The following is a 20,407-nucleotide window of genomic DNA, read 5'->3' as shown; positions in this document are numbered from 1 at the left end:
TCTTTACCTCCATCAAATAATGTTTTCTAACGCAGTCACCTGGCCTGCTATCAGTTCTGTAAATGTCTTATCAATACTTTTAAACTCAAAGTTATGACTAATTATATGAACAACTTTTATGCCCGACCGTCCCACAAGATACTGTTTCACAATTCTGTACTTTTCAAATGCCTTACCGTCATCATTTGGATATATAACAGCAACTACTCCTGATATAAAGTAATATGCCGATATTTTTATCAATCCCAGCAGTTCCTCTTCGCCAATAATAAACATATTTCTGGCATCAAGCTTGCATATAATATCATTACAAATACTGGATGTTTCGTCATTCATTAGTATGACAGTAGAGATTCCTTTTTTAGCTAATATCTTCATAGTACTGATATCTACATTATTCGGAGCCATAATAGCCATATCATCTCCGTCTCCAACAAATGCCATTGCTTCAGAGCTTATCAATTTTTTAGGTTCTCTTACTGGCATTTTTAACGGATAATCTCTAGAATCTCCAATAATTGCTGTTGTATGTGCATTACATCCAGCGCAATATTCAGACACTTTCTGATATGTATCATAAAACATCTCTGATATGCATTCCGAATTAATTTTTTTCGTTGCAATTACCATTCTGGAATAAGCACCTGAAAATGATTCCCACTCCAAAGACCTGTAGTGATCAATAACATTTGTCAGTGCATCATCTGTACTTCTTAGTGCATCATCCAATATTTGTACAATAAAAATATACTTCCCATTCTCAGTTATAACATCATCAACCCTGATCAAGCCATATCTTCTAAGGAACAGCAAGACATACACATTCCAGTTCATATCTGTATCACTAGTTGGTGAATCATCCATCGGATCCAGTGCATAGTTAGGCTTAATAGTTGTGTCAATGTATATTTTGTTATCAAGACGTCTTGAATTCACATTGTTATATATGCTATCCCAACGTCTGACTAATTTCTCCGTAGTTAAGACTCGTTTAGAAATACGATTGCGCCCGATTTTCTCATCTTCTATGTAAAGGCATAAAACACTAAGACATGGCAGTCTGTCTCTTCCACCCCTACCAAGTTCCTGATAATATGCATTTGGATTTTCTGGAATATAGGTATGTATTACAGTCCTTACATCCTGTTTGTCCACGCCTACACCAAATGCAGAGGTAGCTATCATTATTTCAAATCTATCATCAACCCATTCATCGATCAGTGTTCTACGCTTGGAATTACTTGTTAACCCAGTAAATGTCACAACATTATTTATTCCATTTTCATGAAGCAATTTCTTTAGCTCATCCGCCTCTACAGGCCTTGCCACGTATATAATCATAGGATGTGGCAATTTCTTTACGAGTTCAATAAGTTTTTTCTGTTTAGCTGTATATGACTTATTATTTATTACCATGTATCTTGGTTCATGGCGCAATTCATCGCACCTAACCTCAATCCATTTGTCTTCTTGAGAGAAAAAAGACTTTAATATATCAATGCTTTTCTGTTCAAATGTTGCAGAGAGTAAAAAAGTCCTTAAGTTCGGATTAGAAAATATAAGATTTTTCCTCCAGGATTCAAGGCACTGATAATCAACACGAAAAGAAGCCCCCCAGTCAACAACAATATGAGCCTCATCAATTACTATATTTTTCAGGTACCTCTTCTTGTTTGCCTCGCTTATCGCATTTTTAAATCCCTGATTATTAATGAGCGCTTCCGGTGAAATAAAAAGCATTTTCGCCGTCTGATCCTTTACTGCCTTTATTATTGGTGCAGCATCCACATCACTACTGTATGAAAAGATTTCAGCATCAACATCACGATTCTTGATTATCTGCTTTGCTACTCGAACCTGATCAATTGCCAGCGATACAGTAGGAACAATAATAATGGTAAGCCCGTCTTTTTGATATGAAATGGTTTGGGTAATTAAACTCTTTCCACCGCCAGTAGGAAGTGATACCAATGTTGTATATCCATCCGGTGTATTCAATGCACCATATACAGATAGTTTCTGCGCATGTGTTTTAAAAGCCGAGAACTCCGTCAGGTGGTATATAAAAGGATCCGTTGTTAGGATATAACCCGACTCTGTTTCTATAGGTGCATTTCCAGAATATACTTGGTTTACAAAATCCGTTATGACTCCATCCGGTAATTGTAATGAAGTAAAATAACGTTGCTTTTCATCATCGAATGAAATGGCATAATCATTTGTCTTAGGAATGCGAAATGGCAATGATATACTTGTTTTAAACACTAATAAATACTCACGAATCGCCAATAAAAAGTCTTCATAAAATGAGCGACTTCCTTTGTATAATTCATAAGCAATAAACAGTCTTTTAACTGTTTTTAAAGCAAACATATCTACAACATTTTCTGCAATACTATAGTCTATGACAAGCTTTTCTAACTTCCCACCAATATACTTTTCAACAAGAATTTCCAATTCACTCTGATTCTTCATTCGTCTTCACCATCAAAATATAAGTTGCAGAATCCAATACCAGTTTCGGATGTCTTATACTCTCAAGAATAATCTGCTGCGTATCTCTTAATTCCTCAATTCCATCATCATCTATCCCATAAAACTCCGCATTTGCTACTCTTGCTGATAGGTTTCTCTCCATCTCTTCCCTAGCGCCGCGTACATTAGATCTTTTTTTAAAAACCTCATGCGCTTTTTCTGCAGATTCTTTACGTGCATTAGCAACTATATTTTGCCAATTCTCTGTTGAATATGTAGTTTTGAACCATCCAACATTGGTTAAGTCTTCTGGAATAGTCGTTCTCATTAAACCAGGAGACTTGCTTCGTTTTCCCAAATGTACAATCTTGCTCTTGTTAAATCCACTATTGATTATCTGTGTAAACTCTCGAATAACCATCTCATCACTTATTGATTCTTCATTAACTATTGAAATAGGGACAACAACCTGCTCAGACATAAGATAATTTCTGTACGGGCTAAGAGCATAGATAGATACATTGCTATCTAACAGATAAGAGATGTTTGGCATCAAGGACCATACAAAAACAATTCCGCACCAATTAATTCCTGCAGGTAATACAAATGCACTGGCCTGACCTTTGCATGAATTAATTGCATTGTCCACGATACAGTCGAAAACTTCGTCGCCTGGTGCGAAGAAATGAAGATAATCGTTCTCTATAGCATTTTTTCTTATAAACGTTCCCCTGATTGATCTGTCTACTGACTTTATTGATTTTGATCTGTTGTATGCTGCTTGGACATCATTCACAATCTTATTTTGTTTCTCATCCAAATATTCATTCCACTTAGGCGGGATAAGTTGCGAGTTAATAGCTGATTGTGGTGAAAAAGACGAAGCCGAATACATAATTGTTTCATTTTTACAGTTTTGACCTTTGAATCCGGCAAGAGTTGCCCAATTGATCATTGTATTTGCAAAGAGCTGGTTTTCATTTTGCGCATAGTAATTAATCAGGCGTTTCAATTCCATATACATCGGTCTGAATATAAAGCCTGCAGCATCATAGTTTTGCTCCTTGCGAATCGCGTCTCTCATAGAAGAAGCAAGTTCTATTATCTTCGGTATCCTATCAAAAAGACCATATTTGAAATCTTCTCTTATTGCAGTGACAATTTCATTGTTAATATCCTTCATGATTATTTCCATACCGCTCAATGATTGATTAAAGATATGGAGACCATCTTTATAAAATTTAAATAATGCATCCTCGAAAGTATCCTCTGTATGAACAACAACCGAAAACACAATTGGTCTGGACGGATCTCTCTCCAAACGATCCAAACGTCCAATCCTCTGTTCAATCGAACTAGCATCCCATGATAAGTCTATGTGCAATATATAGTCTGCGCATTGGAAATTTCTTCCTTCTCCTCCGGTGTAGTCACAAAGCATAATTCGACATTCCTGATCATTCTGGAACCTAAAAGCATTTATCTCAATTTCTTCAGCTGACATATCCGCTCCATAGAAACTGATTTCTTCCGGTTTGAACATTTTAAGAAGTGCACTACGATAGGCTGAAAAAGTCTCTATGAAATTAGTGAATAAGACAATTTTCTTATCATAATATTCATCATATAAGGCATTAAGAATTGTAATCAGCCTTGTAGAGAAACTATCAGCAAAGGAATCTGGGTCATTCATTATTTCATCAATATGATCTAAATTATACTGTTCTGAATTCTCCCATTTTTTTGCATTATCACTAATAGACCCATCCGTGTTTGATATTTTTAAGTCATGGAGTTGCTTTGAAAAAGCCCAAGGCGAACTAAAAAAAGCTGACAGTAATGGTTTAACTTCCTGTTCAACATCAAGATTCTCATTTTCGGTTTCCATCAGAATCCAGTCAGTAAGACCTTGATATGTTAGACTTTCATATACATTTTTATCCTCGTCCAAACAATAGCTTAGCTCTTCTAATTCCCGCGAAGCCATAAGTTTTTCTTCACTATCCTCAGATTCAAGGATTTTTCTTCTATTTCTTATAATATTGCTTTCAATCTGGTAGTTACTGCAAATGTATGAAATAACAACTTTTATAGAATATACTGCTAAATCATCAGCATTAATATCTATTTTTTCGAATAAATCTGTTAGTTTTTCATCTGCTAATTCTTCACAGATTTCTTCAAGATCATCATGTATTTCCTCAAAAAGATCCTGGCAGTCTTCACTTTCATGTGGATCGGTCTCATCTACTTTCGCCGCCTCTATCTCTTCTTCATAATCGCCAAGGTCATCTAAGATTAAAGCAGTTTTTTGTATTATCCTGCTCTGTTTTTCAACCAGCTCGCCAAATTCTTCCGATGTGTACGAATCATATTTTTGAGGAAGCAACAACCTAAGTAAGTCCAGGTATTCATCTTTTTTCTGTTGGACAGGTGTAGCGCTTAGAAGAAGTATATTTTTTGCGTTAATGCTTATCGTGTGCAGCTTCTTATACTGAAATTCATCAACTAGATATCTATGAACCTCGTCAACTATTACAAATCCCCAATTATGGTTCAAATCATCCATAGTAAGTTCGTCTATGGCTTTAAGCGTTACAGAATTGTTATTTGTATCTGGTTCAAGCGATATTTTAAATTTGAATAAAAGTTCCGTTTCCCACTGTGCCTTTAGCATTTTGGGAACAACGATTAAAGCCTGCACGTTACTCTTGTTCTGTATTTGAATTTTAAATACAGAAATAGCCTCTATTGTCTTTCCCATTCCGACTTCATCAGCAAGCATATATCTGCATGGATCTTCCTGTAGGCATCTCATAATAGTGTTAATCTGATGCGGTAGCAGATATATCTTTGACCCTGCCAGTTCCTTGAAACCATACATTGAATTTTCGAGAATATTCATACTTCTGGAAACTATAGTTCTTCCAAAATACCAGCATGGATTCTGAAACTCATAACGTCTCAATTGTAACGCCGGATCTACCTGTCCATTGTTAAATGAAGCGACTATATCTTTTTCGCATACCTTAAGAACTTCCTTGCTATTTATATTCTGAATATAGTAGTAGAAAAATCCATCTTTTTCCTTAATACAAGACAACACTTTACATGACTCTTTTTTGTATACAACAACAGAGTTAATAAACATACTGCAATGATCCACTACAGATTCAGGTAGTTCAATTTTTCCTTTTAGAATATCTTCAAAAAATAGCAAATAATTAAATGGGTCAAATATCATGACACTAACTGTTTTTTGAAACTCATCCCTCTTTATAACCTGTCCACATACAAAAACTCGCGGATCGGTCATACTTTCCTTGTCTGCAGGGCATCTAACATACATTTTCTCTGCTATCATAATTGTCATCTCCATCTACTGATCTGTGTTAGCATAATAAGTAACACATATTTCTCGATTAGTGCAATACTTACACCAAATATGTGAATTGGCCTTATATTTAAAGTTATTTAGCTTTTCCTCTGCCAGTTCTTGATCAATTTTATCCTGATTTACTTCTATAAATATATCTTTAAGAACATCCTGTTTATAATTCTTTGGATCCTCAAGCTTTTTATAAATGAAAAGATCTCGGATCATCATATATTCGCGATCTTTTTCAGTTAATACAGGGAATTTCTTTTGACTGCTCAATCTTCCACGTACATTATTAATCACATCCATGCGGTTGATATTTAGCACATACGGAAAATACTTTTTCAGTTCATCATATATTTCATTTAGTTTTTCAACTAAAACAACCTCGCTACATGGTAATCCCTGCATCTTCTCTTTCGTTTCATTCTCAAGCCATACTTCCAGATATTTCATAAGCAAAAAATTGTCTTTATATACCGTATTCATTTCTATCAGCGACTCCATCATGAATCTATAGCGGCATATTCTGTATCTGTAATAATCATAATGATTGAATGCAGCTCCGTTACTTCCTTTCAGGATTATTCCAGTTGTGTCCTCTAATTTTTCGCCAAAATGAGTCGCTGAATACTTCCTTTCTTCAATCCCGAGGATTTTTAAAAGATAATACGGATCTTTTTCTCGATCTCCATCTCTTTTTACATAGCTAAGCTTATATTTACCTCTGTTAAACTGAAGGCCAAAGATCAATGCATATCTTTTAAAATACTTATATTCTTTTCTAGATCTAACATATACTTGATATTTCCAGTCTACAGGATCCTGCGCCACTTCAAAAAAGTCTGCATTCAACGGCCAAGTAAACTCTGAATTTTTACCCCCGTTCATATCCTCATCAGACAGGCATGCAAAATGTAGAGTTGTCTTTTCATCATTGTGAGTTCGTAAAACATCACCATCAATCTGCTCAAAATTACGAACAATCCAGTTTGCGCTTTTCCCTGGCTTTGTTTCTTGAACCAAATACAGAGACATAGTAGACTTTAAACATTCAAATGACGCAGAAGCATCGATAGATTCAACCTCATCTAATCTTGCAAGTACCCTACTGATAATATCGGAAAAGTCATCATCAAGCTGTCTATCTTCAACAATTTCTTCTTGAAGATATTTTTTAAGTCGATTATAAAAGTCTTTGAAGTTATGTGGCCTTTTTTCAAAATCCTCATAAAAAAATGCAGCCAGCTCTTCTAAATCATTTAGTGCCTTTTCAAGCCTTCCAATTTCCTCTGCAGATATTGCATAATATGATATATGATTTACATATTTCTGGCGAGTGGTATCTGTTATATACTTTTGGTTTTTACACACACGTTTAAGACGAGAAAGCATCTCATCTACTGTAGTACATCCATCAAATAATGCTTTTATTTTTTCAAAAATCGAAACCAGTTCTCCAGGACGTGTTTCTTCTAAGATACCAGCCCCAAGACATTCGACTATATCATTAATATCAGCGATATTTATTCCATTTGTTCCGGTATCCCACATATTGGCAATCGAAATAAAGAAATGCCCTAACGGATAATTCAAAAACTGTCTTTCGCCAAACTGATCAGGAAAATAAATTTTAAGAATATCATTGGCAGAGCTATCCGCAGCATATATCTGTTCGCTCATAGCCGTCATTGGATGATCAGGATCTTTTTTCTGCGCATTTTCGAAGACCTTTGCTGTGTATCCTGCAAATTCAGTCATGTTATCAAATTCAAGGATTTCATATGGTTTACTTATTACCACATCATCTTTTCTGCCGTTGAGCATTTTTCCAATATTATCAGCAAGTACATTTCCTTCATAGCTAACTGATGAAGAATCTGTAGAGTAAAACTCGTTTCCCTCCTCATCAACAATAGGGCAGTCAAATGCTGAATAAATATCAATCCAAGTTTGATATACAGTTTTATATTGTTTTTGATAGTTGAATAGTAAAATCACATTTTTATATTTACCAATCTCTTCTATCGTTCGAAGCATAATCGGTGAAAACTGGTGCACGCCATGAATTACAACAGTATCTAAATCTAAAGAACCAACATCAAATCCTTCTTTCGCCTTTGTGACCGCATCTATTAACGCTTGTGTTACTTCTTCAATTGAAAAGTCCTCTTTTAATTCAAAATCTTTTTTCTTATCTGAGTTTAGAACCTTGTTAAATATTTCAACTATGTATACCTGTTCCGGAGTGAGCTTATCCTCGACAATGTCATTTATGTCCATTCTTAATTCGAACATTGTCCTAATGCTAGTAAATACATCATCTCTATTGAACAAAAAGGCTTTTCCAAGGTTCTCCTGATCTTTATCAGATAATACTGAAAATGTACCGGCATTGATGATGTTATCAATATCAGTATGCTGTCTCACTGCACATGCGGTGCTTAGCCATTCTGAATATAGTGACTCTGTCAAATTACGCACAGTTGTAACTCTTCCAGCCTCAAAATCCTTGCTATAGATTTTCCGAAGTCCATTTACAAGCGTCTGTGAGACACAGAAATATGGACATTTTATTATTTTTTTCCATAGATTTTTGTTTTCTTTTAATCTGTATGGATCATGATACACATATATTTCAATAGACATCTTAATCCTCCAAAATAGATCCCCAGCTAATTGGTGACTTGTCATCGATATTTTTTATCCAAATGCAATTCTTTATCGCCCTTGTTAATGCTACATACAATATTCTTGATTCTTCAGCAATTTGTTCATTAAACTCATCCGGGTCACAATAGTTTGAATTACTTTCTCTTATCTTATTTTCGAACTGAACAACATAAGACATCTTGGATTCTAAGTAGTTTGCCTCGAGTTTGACCTTATTTGTGTTCCCAATATCATCATCTGTGTAAGGCAAGATAACCGTTGCATATTCAAGTCCTTTTGATTTATGTACAGTCGTACAAACGATGTGAATTCCTTTATCATCAAATTCAACTGTCCTGGCCATTTGCCTTTGTCCTGTCAATATATTAATCCCCAAATATACATTAATCTGGTTTAATGTCAGCGCATCAACCCTTGAAAACTTGATTATCTTTTCTAGTAGGTATTCATAATTGGACATATAGAACTTTTGCCCATCAAACTGCTTACTATATTGCTTCCATGGTCTTAGTGCTTCGTATATCTGCTTAAGTACAAACAAAACTGGCTGTGAATACACTTCACTAACAACCTTTCTCCATGTTTTTCTCATGCGTAGTTCAAAGAATTCATCTAAAACACGAACTAATTCTTTCTTTGTCTCCGTTTCAGAAAGGCCTCGAAGTTTAGCATAATCTAATATCAAATCTGTATAATTAGATTCTATAAAATTAGCCAAATAAACAGGATTAGTGTTATTGCAAAGTGCAGAAACCAACTTATAAAAATCTATAGTTGATTCAAGCTGAAACAGATCACCGCCCGTTTTAATTTCAATATTCAATTCTCCGCCATCTTTTTCAGCAGCTTTCAGAACGCTGTCCACCTGCCAATTATTTCTGACAAGTACAGCTATTGTTCGTTCTTCTTTTTTTAGTTCTTTATGTGCCATTAACTTTTCAAGTTTGATCTTTTCTGCCTTTATTATCCCCATGATAGTCTCATATCTTATATCATCATCCTTTGCATGACAAGGAACGCATACAAGTAACTCCTCATCTTTAGCTTCCTTACATACTTCACTCGATAATCTGTCTTTCTCATATGTGTACGGGAGTGTTCCCTGACTTCCCATACTCTTGAATATTTCATCATAAAGATTCAATAAACGACTGTCAGTTCTATAGTTTATATTCAGTTTATGAACATCCCAGCCATCACTATTATTTCCCTTCAACTTTGTGAAGGCACTAAGTTTAGCTCCCCTAAATCTATAAATACTCTGCTTTAAATCTCCTACTACAAAGAGTTTGCAATCTGCATTAATTGCCTTCTGCAATCTTTGAAACACCTCAATCTGAACATCGTCCGTATCCTGAAATTCATCAATAAACAGATATCTGATATGATAATTCTCCAGCTTTGTACAACCTTCTATGAGAATCTTATTCAAAATAAGTATACATTCTTTTAAGTCAATCTCGTTATATATCTTCATTCCATCCAAGTATTCTCTCTCTGCCTGAAATACAACACTCTCTATTAATTTATTCATGTACGGAATATTATTTTCAACCGTTGTTCCCATTTCAGACCCTGAGATGGAATCAAAATCAATGCTCTTATCTAACAGTCGATCTGCAATACCCATGATTTTCTTCTTGAGATCATATACCGGTACAGGTAACTCATTGGCAAAATTCGGGTTTTCTTCTTCCATATTTTCAAGAAACTCGCTCAAGTAAACATCATATTTTTTCCCCTATCATATTCATTTGCAGATATCTTGAAATTAGTTCCCAGTCCAGTATATAAAGATTCCTTACGAAGTAACTCTATTGCAAATTTATGAATTGTAGAAATATTAGATCTGTCTACATCTTCAACAAACTTCAAGAACCTCTCATTGCCTGTTAACACAAAATAGTTAACAAACATCTGCTTAAGACGTTTTTTCATGTTTATGGCTGCTTCATTTGTAAAGGTAACCATGGCAATTTCATCTGCAAAAGATGCAACAGAATGATCAATCTTATTGCATAAATAAGCTACGCGAGAAACCATAGAATATGTTTTACCAGTTCCAGCCCCTGCCTCTACTAGTATATTTTTCTCTGTAGTTGCGTGTTCTACACCATACTGCTGAATATTAAAAGTGCAACATTCTGATATATGATTGAGAATTGCCTGTGACTTTGCATCTACCTTTCCTTCTACTACATATACATCTTCACTGGTGATTTTCGAAAGTGTATGTATGAGATACATATCAAAGTTAAAAATACGGAATGATGTATCAAAGCAATATTTCTTAACACCTTTATCATAACCAACTCTAAGGTTATTTCCCTTAACATCCATATTATGTTTCTTCAATTCTGAATCTATTTGCTCAACAATTTGCACATATGAATTCTTATCATCCAAAAACAGAATTTGCTTTGTGCCTTCAAAATAAGCCTCTACTATTGCTATCCTCCTACTAACATCAACACTTCCAGGTATAATTGACAGCATTGAATAAGGGCGCTCCTTAACCTCTGTCTTTGAAATAATTAAATTAGGTTCCAAGTCATGCCTAATCTTTAGCATCAGGTCATATGAAAAATCTGCATGCGGCATAATATCTGCCACTTTGTATGCTTGATTAATCTTATTTCGTAATGCTTGTTCACTTTCAATATCTTCTTTAAAAATTGTAAGACTTGGCTCAGATACAACATCTAATTTAATAGAATGATACTCATCTTCAGTTATAAATGGATAACACACCATATCATAGACAAGTGGAGTCACATTGTATTTCTGCGATATCTTTCCCAATATAGCAAACCTGTAAGCTCTGGCCTGTTTTTTAGGTGATCTCTGTGGTTTATCATATCCTTCAACTATAATTTCATCTATTCCTTTTACAATGACTTTTGAGCTCATCCACCCTTTTACTTCAATCACAAGAACACCCTTGTTTTCCATGAGCAAACAGAAGTCATATTCTCTTCCATTAACCTCCCGATTGTGATAGGCAACAACATCGCTTGGCAAATAGTCAGAAATACTTTGCCATACTTTGGCTTCACCCTTATAATCATCTGGTTTTTGATCAATCATTTTAGCCATGATATTTCCCCTAACTGATAAGCAAGTATCATATATTCTTCATATATTTCCCACTCTTAACTCTCTCATCTTTCGGCTTAACAGCATCCGCTGGTATAGCCCATGATGAGTCAATTTTAATTGCTCCGTGTATTCGGTTATCTGCACATAAGACCTGGATTCTTCTCTTTGAAATATCCCACTTGTCTGCAGTTTGACGTATTGATAAATATTCCATACTTCGATCTCCATTTTCTCGATCATAATCAATAAAACATGACATAAAAATTATAAGCCTAACTGCGAATAATATCAATCTAATTATTTCCATATGTATCTAATCAGTAAATACTGGTATTTATTTACTTCATCTACTAACTGGTAAGTAGTGCATCGTACTTGACCTTGTGCGATTACGTGGTCAATTATTTGCTGACTCCTTTTTCAAGTAGTTAGTTATTGTATCTCAACCTTAGATAATGGGAATTTTTAAGAAGTTTCAAAAGAATCCGACTAGACATGGAAAGACGGCATATTAAATGATTCATACGTGTTTATTGGCAACAATAAAGTGAGAGAAATCAAACTGACTATTGTTGCACAGTCGTGTCTTCGGAACGATATGCGCATGGACTCTTTGATATATCATACATAAATTATACTCCTTACTCGAATATAAAAAAGAATCCCCTGTTTCCAAGAGATTCTTTTAAATATGCTTTACTATTTGGTCGTAAGTTGGTCGTAAATCTTGACCTTAATTTTCTCAAACCCGCATAAATACAGGCTTTATTATTCCTTATTCTTCATCGTCGGGAACAAAAGAACATCCCTGATGGCTGCGGAATCTGTAAGCAGCATTACAAGACGGTCAATGCCGATACCGATACCTCCTGTAGGCGGCATACCGTATTCCAGTGCATTTAAGAAGTCTTCATCCATGGAATTGGCTTCTTCATCTCCGGCAGCTTTTAAAGCCTCCTGCGCTTCAAATCGGCCCCTCTGGTCAATGGGGTCATTTAATTCCGAGAAAGCATTTGCCATCTCTCTCTTTGTAATGAACAGCTCAAATCTTTCTGTGAAATCAGGGGCCTCCGGCTTTCTCTTGGCAAGAGGTGATATTTCCACAGGATGGTCCATAATAAAGGTAGGCTGTACCAGGTTCTCTTCCACGTATTCTTCGAAGAAAAGATTGATGATGTCACCCTTCTTATGTCTCTCCTCATATTCAATATGACGCTCTTTGGCAATCGCCTTTGCTTCTTCTTCGGTCTTGACCTGCGTAAAGTCAACTCCGGAATATTTCTTAACAGCCTCCAACATGGTAAGCCGTTCAAAAGGCTTGCTTAAATCGATCTCAACACCGTCATAGGAAATTGTCGTGGTTCCCAGTACATTCTGTGCCACTGTACGGAAAAGCTCTTCTGCCAAATCCATCATGCCATAGTAATCGGTATATGCCTGATATAATTCCAGAAGGGTAAATTCAGGATTATGCCTTACAGAAAGTCCTTCGTTACGGAATACTCTTCCGATTTCATAAACTCTCTCAAGTCCGCCGACAATCAATCTCTTTAGGTAAAGCTCCAGGGATATTCTTAAATGAATATCTTCGTCCAGCGCATTGTGATGAGTATTAAAAGGCTTCGCCGCAGCACCGCCGGCATTGGGAACAAGAACAGGTGTCTCAACTTCAATAAAGTTCTTACTGTCCAGATATTTTCGAATCTCTCTTATAATGAAGGAGCGTTTTACGAAGGTATCCTTTACTTCCGGATTTACAATAAGGTCCACATACCTTTGACGGTATCTGGTATCGGTATCCTTAAGTCCATGGTATTTTTCAGGCAGTATCTGAAGGCTCTTTGTCAAAAGAACAATACTTGTAACTTTGATGGAGATTTCTTCCGTATGTGTCTTAAACACCTCACCGGTTATTCCAACAATATCACCGATATCATATTTCTTAAATTCTGCATAAGAGTCATCCCCTATGGTATCCTTCTTTACGTATGCCTGAATATCACCCTTAATATCACGAAGGTTCATGAAGGAAGCCTTTCCCATCACACGTTTGGACATAATACGTCCGGCAACGGATACTTCTTTTCCTTCAAGTGCTTCAAATCCCTCTTCAATATCCTTTGAATGATGTGTAACCTGGTACTTCATTACCTGAAAAGGATCCTTGCCATTTTCTTTTAGCTCGGCAAGTTTATTTCTTCTTACCTTCAAAAGCTCATTAAGCTCCTGCTCTGTCTGTACCTTTTCCTCCGCCTGTATCTTTTCCTCAGCCACTTTTCTTCATCCTTTCTAAAAAAATCAATTGGATCTTTGTATTTCCAGAATTTTGTACTGTAATAAGCCTGAATGGGTCTCAACATTAACAATATCCCCAACTCTCGCACCAATCAATGCTTTACCGACCGGTGATTCATTGGAGATCTTTCCTTTAAGACTATTGGCTTCCGTAGATCCTACGATTTTATATTCCATCTCATCTTCAAATTCAATGTCAAGTATCTTAACCCTGCAGCCTATATTAATTACATCTACCTCGACTTCGTCTTCCACAACGACTTCCGCATTTTTTAAGATTTTATCTATCTCTTCAATTCTTCCTTCTATCTCTCTTTGTTCATCCTTCGCTGCATCGTATTCCGCATTTTCAGATAAGTCTCCCTGTTCCCTGGCTTCCTTTATCTTCTGTGCAACATCCTTACGTCTGTTGACTTTTAAATCCTGTAACTCTTCCTCTAAAAGTCTTAATCCCTCATAGGTCAAAATGTTCTTTTTATCTGCCATATTTAAACACCCTTCCTCCGTTTCAATCGTATTAACGATACATTCAAAGTATTATAACTTATCACTGGTTTGTTGTCAATAATTTACCCTTGCAGTTTGTAAGTACTTTATATCTTATCATGGTATGCCCAAAAATATTCCGCATCATATCATTAACTTTTTTGGGATTTTTATTCCTCATGATAATATTTTAACCTAATGATTTTTTATTTTTCACCTGCTTCCCCTTTGTTACAGCTTCTTACAAAGCAGGACATGCTTAGAGCCCGGCATCCTCCCTTTTCATCCAAAAACCGTGCTGTTTTGACCGGTTTTTTACTCCAAAAACAGTACCGGATGATTTATTAAAAATTCGAATAAGTACGAATTAACTCTTTACACATCTGTCGAATAGTGTTATTCTCTACTATAGGTATTTTACCATATTTTCTTATAATATATTATAAGAAATCGGCTAATGCCATACATAACCAGTTACATAATTAACAATGTCCAGTAATTGAGGCGCACGGTGAGGTGACTCATTCTTTTTGTGTTCATTTATTTTCTCAATTACTGCATTCTTTAAGGAGGATAATATAACATGGCTAGAAAAATGAAAACCATGGATGGAAATAATGCTGCGGCACATGTCTCCTATGCATTTACCGATGTTGCAGCCATCTATCCAATCACACCGTCTTCAGTTATGGCTGAAGTTACTGACGCATGGTCTGCTCAGGGAAGAAAGAACATTTTCGGACATGAAGTACAGGTTACCGAAATGCAGTCTGAAGCTGGTGCAGCTGGTACCGTTCACGGTTCCTTACAGGCAGGTGCTTTGACAACTACCTTTACCGCATCACAGGGCTTACTTTTAATGATCCCTAATATGTACAAAATCGCAGGTGAATTACTTCCCTGTGTTATTGATGTTTCTGCCCGTGCTTTAGCAAGCCACGCACTGTCAATCTTCGGTGACCACTCCGACGTATATGCATGCCGCCAGACAGGTTTTGCAATGCTTTGTTCCGGAAATGTACAGGAAGTTATGGACTTAGGTGCTGTTGCACATCTTTCTACTATAAAGGGACGAGTTCCTTTCCTTCATTTCTTCGATGGTTTCCGTACTTCCCATGAGATCCAGAAAATTGAGATGTGGGATTATGAAGATTTAAAAGAAATGACAGATCTGGATGCCGTTACTGCATTCCGTAAGCGTGCATTAAATCCGGAACATCCCGTAACACGCGGTACTGCACAGAATCCTGATATCTTCTTCCAGGCCAGAGAAGCATGTAATCCTTACTATGATGCTATTCCCGGTATCGTAGAAGAATATATGGGTAAAGTAAATGAGAAACTCGGAACAGATTATAAACTGTTCAACTACTATGGTGCTGCCGATGCTACCCATGTAATCATTGCTATGGGTTCCGTATGCGATACCATTGAAGAAACCATTGATTACTTAACAGCAAAAGGTGAGAAGGTTGGTTTAATCAAGGTTAGACTTTTCAGACCTTTCTCTATTAAGCATTTATTAGATGTCATTCCTGATTCCGTTAAACAAATCAGTGTACTTGACAGAACAAAAGAGCCCGGTGCCCTTGGCGAGCCTTTATGGTTAGATATTGTAGCTGCCTTAAAGGAAACCAAATTCAAGGACATCCCTGTATTCACCGGCCGTTACGGTTTAGGCTCCAAAGATACTACACCCGGACAGATTGTTTCTGTTTATAACAATGCAGAGAAGAAGAAATTTACAATCGGTATCACAGATGACGTAACAAATCTTTCTCTTGAAACAACAAAAAAGACAAATACCACTCCCGAAGCAACTATCAGCTGCAAATTCTGGGGACTTGGTGCTGACGGTACTGTAGGTGCTAACAAGAACTCCATCAAGATCATCGGTGACCATACAGACATGTATGCTCAGGCTTATTTTGATTATGACTCCAAAAAGTCCGGCGGTATTACAACCTCCCACTTACGTTTCGGTAAGGCTCCTATTAAGTCTACTTACCTTGTAAGCCAGGCTAACTTCGTTGCCTGCCACAATCCTTCCTATGTGAGAAAATACAACATGGTTCAGGATTTAAAGGACGGCGGAACATTCTTATTAAACTGCGGATGGACAATGGAAGAAATTGAAGCTCACTTACCTGGACAGGTTAAGCGTTATATTGCTGAGCATAACATCAAATTCTACACCATCGACGGTATCAGCATTGGTAAGGAAATCGGTCTTGGCGGACGTATTAATACCGTATTACAGGCTGCTTTCTTTAAATTAGCTAACATCATTCCTGTTGAAGATGCTGTTAAATACATGAAAGCAGCAGCTACTGCTTCTTACAGCAAGAAGGGTGACGCTATTGTTAAGATGAATCATGATGCTATTGACCGCGGTATTACCGATGTGAAAGAAGTTAAGGTTCCCGCTTCCTGGGCTGATGCAACAGATGAAAGCCTTCTTAGCGTTGCAACTGGTTCCAGAACAGAGGTCGTAGATTATGTAAATAAAATCCAGAATGTTGTTAATGCCCAGGACGGTTACAGTCTTCCCGTTTCTACTTTTGCAGATATGGCAGACGGTACTTTCCCCTTAGGCTCTGCTGCATTTGAAAAACGTGGTATCGCAGTAGATGTTCCCAGCTGGCATCCGGAAAACTGTATCCAGTGTAACTTCTGTTCTTATGTATGCCCTCATGCATCCATTCGTCCTGTTGCTATGACAGAAGAACAGGTTGCTAACGCTCCTGAAGGCTCCTTAAATGTTGATTTAACCGGTATGCCCGGATTCAAATTCGCTATCTCCGTATCTGCACTGGATTGCCAGGGCTGCGGTTCCTGCGTAAATGTTTGTCCTGGTAAGAAGGGCGAAAAAGCTCTTACAATGGAAAGTTTAGACAGCCAGTTAGATTCACAGAAATTATTTGATTACGGCGTAGAGATTGGATATCCTAATGAAGTTGTTACCAAATTCAAGGAAACAACTGTTAAGGGAAGCCAGTTCAAGAAACCTTTACTTGAGTTCTCCGGTGCCTGCGCAGGCTGCGGTGAAACACCTTACGCTAAACTTGCTACACAGTTATTCGGAGACAGAATGTACATTGCCAATGCAACCGGATGCTCTTCTATCTGGGGCGGCAGCGCACCTTCCACTCCTTATACCGTAAATAAAGAAGGCAAAGGTCCCGCTTGGGCTAACTCCTTATTCGAAGATAATGCAGAGTACGGCTATGGTATGGCTCTTGCACAGAAAGCTCTTAGAAAACGTCTTATCTCTTCCGTAGAAGCACTTTCTGCTGTTGTTGAGAAAGAAGATATCAAGGCTGCCTGCGAGCAATATCTTGCTACAAAAGATTCCAGCGCATTAAACGGAACTGCTTCCACAGAATTAATTGCTGCTCTTGAAAGCTGCAGCTGTGATAATGAAGACAGAGCTAACATCTTAGCAAACAAAGATTTCTTATCCAAGAAATCCCAGTGGATCCTTGGCGGTGACGGATGGGCTTATGATATCGGCTTCGGCGGATTAGACCATGTAATTGCCAGCGGCGAAGATGTTAACATCTTAGTATTTGATACGGAAGTTTACTCCAATACAGGCGGACAGTCCTCCAAGTCCACACCTACCGGTGCTATTGCTCAGTTCGCTGCTGCCGGTAAGGAAGTTAAGAAGAAGGACTTAGCTGCTATCGCAATGAGCTATGGCTATGTATACGTAGCACAGATTGCTCAGGGTGCTGATTACAACCAGTGCGTAAAAGCATTTGTTGAAGCTGAAAGCTACAATGGACCTTCCATTATCATTGCTTATGCTCCTTGTATCAACCATGGTATCAAGGGTGGTATGAAGGGTGCTCAGACAGAAGAGAAACGTGCAGTTGCCTGCGGATACTGGCACTTATTCCGTTTCGATCCCCGTCTGGAAATACAGGGCAAGAATCCCTTCCAGTTAGACTCCAAAGAGCCTACTGCTGATTATCAGGAATTCCTTTCTAACGAAGTACGATATAGCTCTCTTGCACGTTCTAACCCTGAAAGAGCAAAGGACCTCTTTGCAAAGTCAGAGGCCAGTGCAAAGGCTAAGTATAAGAAGCTTGTACGTCTTGCTTCCTGGGAAGACTAATTCTAAGTAAAATATAAAACGGCCGAAATAAGCATGCAAAAGAGGCTGTACACAAACGGTTTTAACCGCTGGTGTACAGCCTCTTTATTAATCACTGCCCCAGTCACAATACCTTCTTTAAGAAAGGGATACGCCTGAATATGTAATGTGAGAAGAGAAAACTTAGCGGAATACCAAGGATGCAGGCAAGAAGGAATTTTATTACCGGATCCGTATGTAAATTCGTCATTGCAAGGGTGACTGCTATGATAACCGGAGCGTGGAACACATAAACTGCAAAGGAATTATCAGACAATGTTTTTACAAACCTTGACTGCTTATTGTATTTTTCTCTAAACACTGTGATAAGGCCGATTGACATGGCCACTGCCGTAAATGATTCCCACAGAGCATAGGCTGCGCTCTGCCAATGCAAGCCCCCATAAAGCAAGCCATCATTTCCATTTAAGGCTCCGCCTGCCAGTATAATTACCGCCCAGCATAGGATGCCCGGAACCAAAGCCGCAAACAGCCATTTACGCCCGGATTGATAGGTCAGCTTAGAGAACCAGCGGTATTTTCCCGCTGTTACTCCTACGATGAATAGAATGATATACTGGGCAAAATAACAAAGCTGCATGTTCAGGATACTTGTACCGATTGGCTGTACCAGCCTAATCAGGAATGCACCTGCAAAAATTAAAAGAATCAACAGAATGGCTGCACCCATGCCCGGCAGTTCCTTTTCTCCATTCTCCTGCTGCTTCTTTGATACTTTACGGAGGAGGGCATAAACAATGTTAAAAATAAGCAGGGCAAAGGCGAACCAGAGAGGACCGCTTGATCCAAGGAAGTCAAGGCTCACTATGTACTGTATATAAACTTCTATAGCACTATGTCCTTCCCATGTATAATCCAACAAAACCACCATGATGAACGGAGTGATAAGCAGCATATAAATCAGAGTAGGAATTCCCAATCGGATAAGACGGTCTTTTATGAACCTTTGAAAGCCTTTTTTATCATAGGATTTCTTAACAAAGTAACCTGATATCAGAAATAAGAATCCCATAAAATAAGCCTGGGTAAAGGATTGATACAAACCAAAAAATGCTGTCTGGAATATGCCAAGCTCTTTTCTTTCTACCGTATACCAGCCTCCTATCCCGCTGTATGTAACTGCCAGATGCATCATTACTACGAAAATAATCATTAATAACCGCAGATTATCAATATATAGATACCTTTCCTTCTCTTTACCATCCGTCATAGCTGCTCCTCCCTGTCTCCCGGCCTAATTTAACTTTTCTACTAATTTATGGCATTATATCACAGAAATTCTCCATTGAAAAGAATAATCGCGTAATGATATATAAGATTTTACAGCTTCCATACTATGTAATGCAAAAAAAACAGAGTAGAAAAGTTCTACTCTGTAAAAAATTTAAATTACCTAAATGATACAAATCTTCGAATGGATTCAACAATCGGTACATCTATTAATTTATTTTGTTATAATTTGGCTTTATGCCACCTTTACATTAGCAGCTTTAATTTTCTTGCTTTTAGGATCTTTCTCGATATCAAAAATAACTCTTTGACCTTCATCAAGATTTCTAAAACCATTTGATTCAATAGCTGAAAAGTGTACAAAAATATCTTCTCCACTATTATCATCTGTGATAAAGCCATAACCTTTTTGTGAATTAAACCATTTTACTGTACCATTGTTCATTAATAGTACCTCCATTTTCTTATTCGCATCAATATAAAAAAATTGACTTGCTATCAAATCATTCTAAAATAATGACTTGAAATACAGGTCAACATAATGATTTATTTGATTACTGTGTAACTATAACATACTCTTGTTCGGGTGTCAACCATTTTTTACAATATTT

At 37.2% G+C, this 20,407-nt stretch carries 11 protein-coding genes; 1 reads left to right on the top strand and 10 read right to left on the bottom strand.

All coding sequences use genetic code 11. The features are described from left to right. Positions 1-12: 12 nt before the first annotated feature. The 8 genes from BUF11_RS20415 to greA form a co-directional block, all read right to left on the bottom strand. Entirely contained in the window at positions 13-2,475 is a 2,463-nt protein-coding gene (locus BUF11_RS20415; protein ID WP_073590720.1) for a DEAD/DEAH box helicase, read from the bottom strand. After that, complete coding sequence (locus tag BUF11_RS20410) at positions 2,459-5,839, bottom strand: SNF2-related protein (RefSeq protein ID WP_073590719.1); 3,381 nt, start codon at positions 5,837-5,839, stop codon at positions 2,459-2,461. Before BUF11_RS20410 ends, BUF11_RS20415 begins: the two co-directional genes overlap by 17 nt. Positions 5,840-5,854: 15 nt before the next feature. Continuing rightward, positions 5,855-8,503 (bottom strand): hypothetical protein, encoded by a 2,649-nt coding sequence (locus BUF11_RS20405; RefSeq protein ID WP_073590718.1) that lies wholly within the window; start codon positions 8,501-8,503, stop codon positions 5,855-5,857. Position 8,504: 1 nt separating this feature from the next. Then, positions 8,505-10,247 (bottom strand): UvrD-helicase domain-containing protein, encoded by a 1,743-nt coding sequence (locus tag BUF11_RS24855; RefSeq protein ID WP_084558793.1) that lies wholly within the window; start codon positions 10,245-10,247, stop codon positions 8,505-8,507. After that, on the bottom strand, positions 10,244-11,623 hold the full coding sequence (locus BUF11_RS24850; protein WP_084558792.1) for an NERD domain-containing protein/DEAD/DEAH box helicase: 1,380 nt from the start codon (positions 11,621-11,623) through the stop codon (positions 10,244-10,246). The genes BUF11_RS24855 and BUF11_RS24850 overlap by 4 nt, the downstream gene beginning before the upstream one ends. A 28-nt stretch (positions 11,624-11,651) precedes the next feature. After that, entirely contained in the window at positions 11,652-11,840 is a 189-nt protein-coding gene (locus BUF11_RS20395) for a DNA-binding protein (RefSeq protein WP_073590717.1), read from the bottom strand. Between the two features lie 554 nt (positions 11,841-12,394). After that, complete coding sequence (lysS, locus tag BUF11_RS20390) at positions 12,395-13,900, bottom strand: lysine--tRNA ligase (RefSeq protein ID WP_073590716.1); 1,506 nt, start codon at positions 13,898-13,900, stop codon at positions 12,395-12,397. Between the two features lie 24 nt (positions 13,901-13,924). Further along, the gene (gene greA / locus BUF11_RS20385) at positions 13,925-14,407 is read right to left on the bottom strand and encodes a transcription elongation factor GreA (protein WP_073590715.1); all 483 of its coding nucleotides are present in this window, start codon (positions 14,405-14,407) and stop codon (positions 13,925-13,927) included. A gap of 583 nt (positions 14,408-14,990) precedes the next feature. Between greA and nifJ the strand changes: the two genes are divergently transcribed. Beyond that, positions 14,991-18,527, top strand: coding sequence for a pyruvate:ferredoxin (flavodoxin) oxidoreductase (gene nifJ / locus BUF11_RS20380; RefSeq protein WP_073590714.1), 3,537 nt, complete (start codon positions 14,991-14,993; stop codon positions 18,525-18,527). Between the two features lie 103 nt (positions 18,528-18,630). On the opposite strand, the gene BUF11_RS20375 is transcribed toward nifJ, so the two are convergent. Together BUF11_RS20375 and BUF11_RS20370 are read right to left on the bottom strand one after the other, a co-directional pair. Continuing rightward, positions 18,631-19,776, bottom strand: a complete 1,146-nt coding sequence (locus BUF11_RS20375; protein ID WP_073590713.1) for an acyltransferase family protein — start codon at positions 19,774-19,776, stop codon at positions 18,631-18,633. Between the two features lie 255 nt (positions 19,777-20,031). Continuing rightward, complete coding sequence (locus BUF11_RS20370) at positions 20,032-20,241, bottom strand: cold-shock protein (protein WP_073590712.1); 210 nt, start codon at positions 20,239-20,241, stop codon at positions 20,032-20,034. Positions 20,242-20,407: the final 166 nt, after the last annotated feature.

This window comes from Anaerocolumna xylanovorans DSM 12503 (assembly GCF_900143645.1).
Classification (GTDB): Bacteria; Bacillota; Clostridia; order Lachnospirales; family Lachnospiraceae; genus Anaerocolumna; species Anaerocolumna xylanovorans.
This window is presented reverse-complemented; position numbering and strand designations above follow the sequence as displayed.

What these genes read in the sequence shown, in the direction of transcription:
- BUF11_RS20415 (WP_073590720.1), bottom strand. Translation starts at nt 2,475, where the DNA reads ATGAAGAATCAGAGTGAATTGGAAATTCTTGTTGAAAAGTATATTGGT.
- BUF11_RS20410 (WP_073590719.1), bottom strand. Translation starts at nt 5,839, where the DNA reads ATGATAGCAGAGAAAATGTATGTTAGATGCCCTGCAGACAAGGAAAGT.
- BUF11_RS20405 (WP_073590718.1), bottom strand. Translation starts at nt 8,503, where the DNA reads ATGTCTATTGAAATATATGTGTATCATGATCCATACAGATTAAAAGAA.
- BUF11_RS24850 (WP_084558792.1), bottom strand. Translation starts at nt 11,623, where the DNA reads ATGGCTAAAATGATTGATCAAAAACCAGATGATTATAAGGGTGAAGCC.
- BUF11_RS20395 (WP_073590717.1), bottom strand. Translation starts at nt 11,840, where the DNA reads ATGGAATATTTATCAATACGTCAAACTGCAGACAAGTGGGATATTTCA.
- greA (WP_073590715.1), bottom strand. Translation starts at nt 14,407, where the DNA reads ATGGCAGATAAAAAGAACATTTTGACCTATGAGGGATTAAGACTTTTA.
- nifJ (WP_073590714.1), top strand. Translation starts at nt 14,991, where the DNA reads ATGGCTAGAAAAATGAAAACCATGGATGGAAATAATGCTGCGGCACAT.
- BUF11_RS20375 (WP_073590713.1), bottom strand. Translation starts at nt 19,776, where the DNA reads ATGACGGATGGTAAAGAGAAGGAAAGGTATCTATATATTGATAATCTG.
- BUF11_RS20370 (WP_073590712.1), bottom strand. Translation starts at nt 20,241, where the DNA reads ATGAACAATGGTACAGTAAAATGGTTTAATTCACAAAAAGGTTATGGC.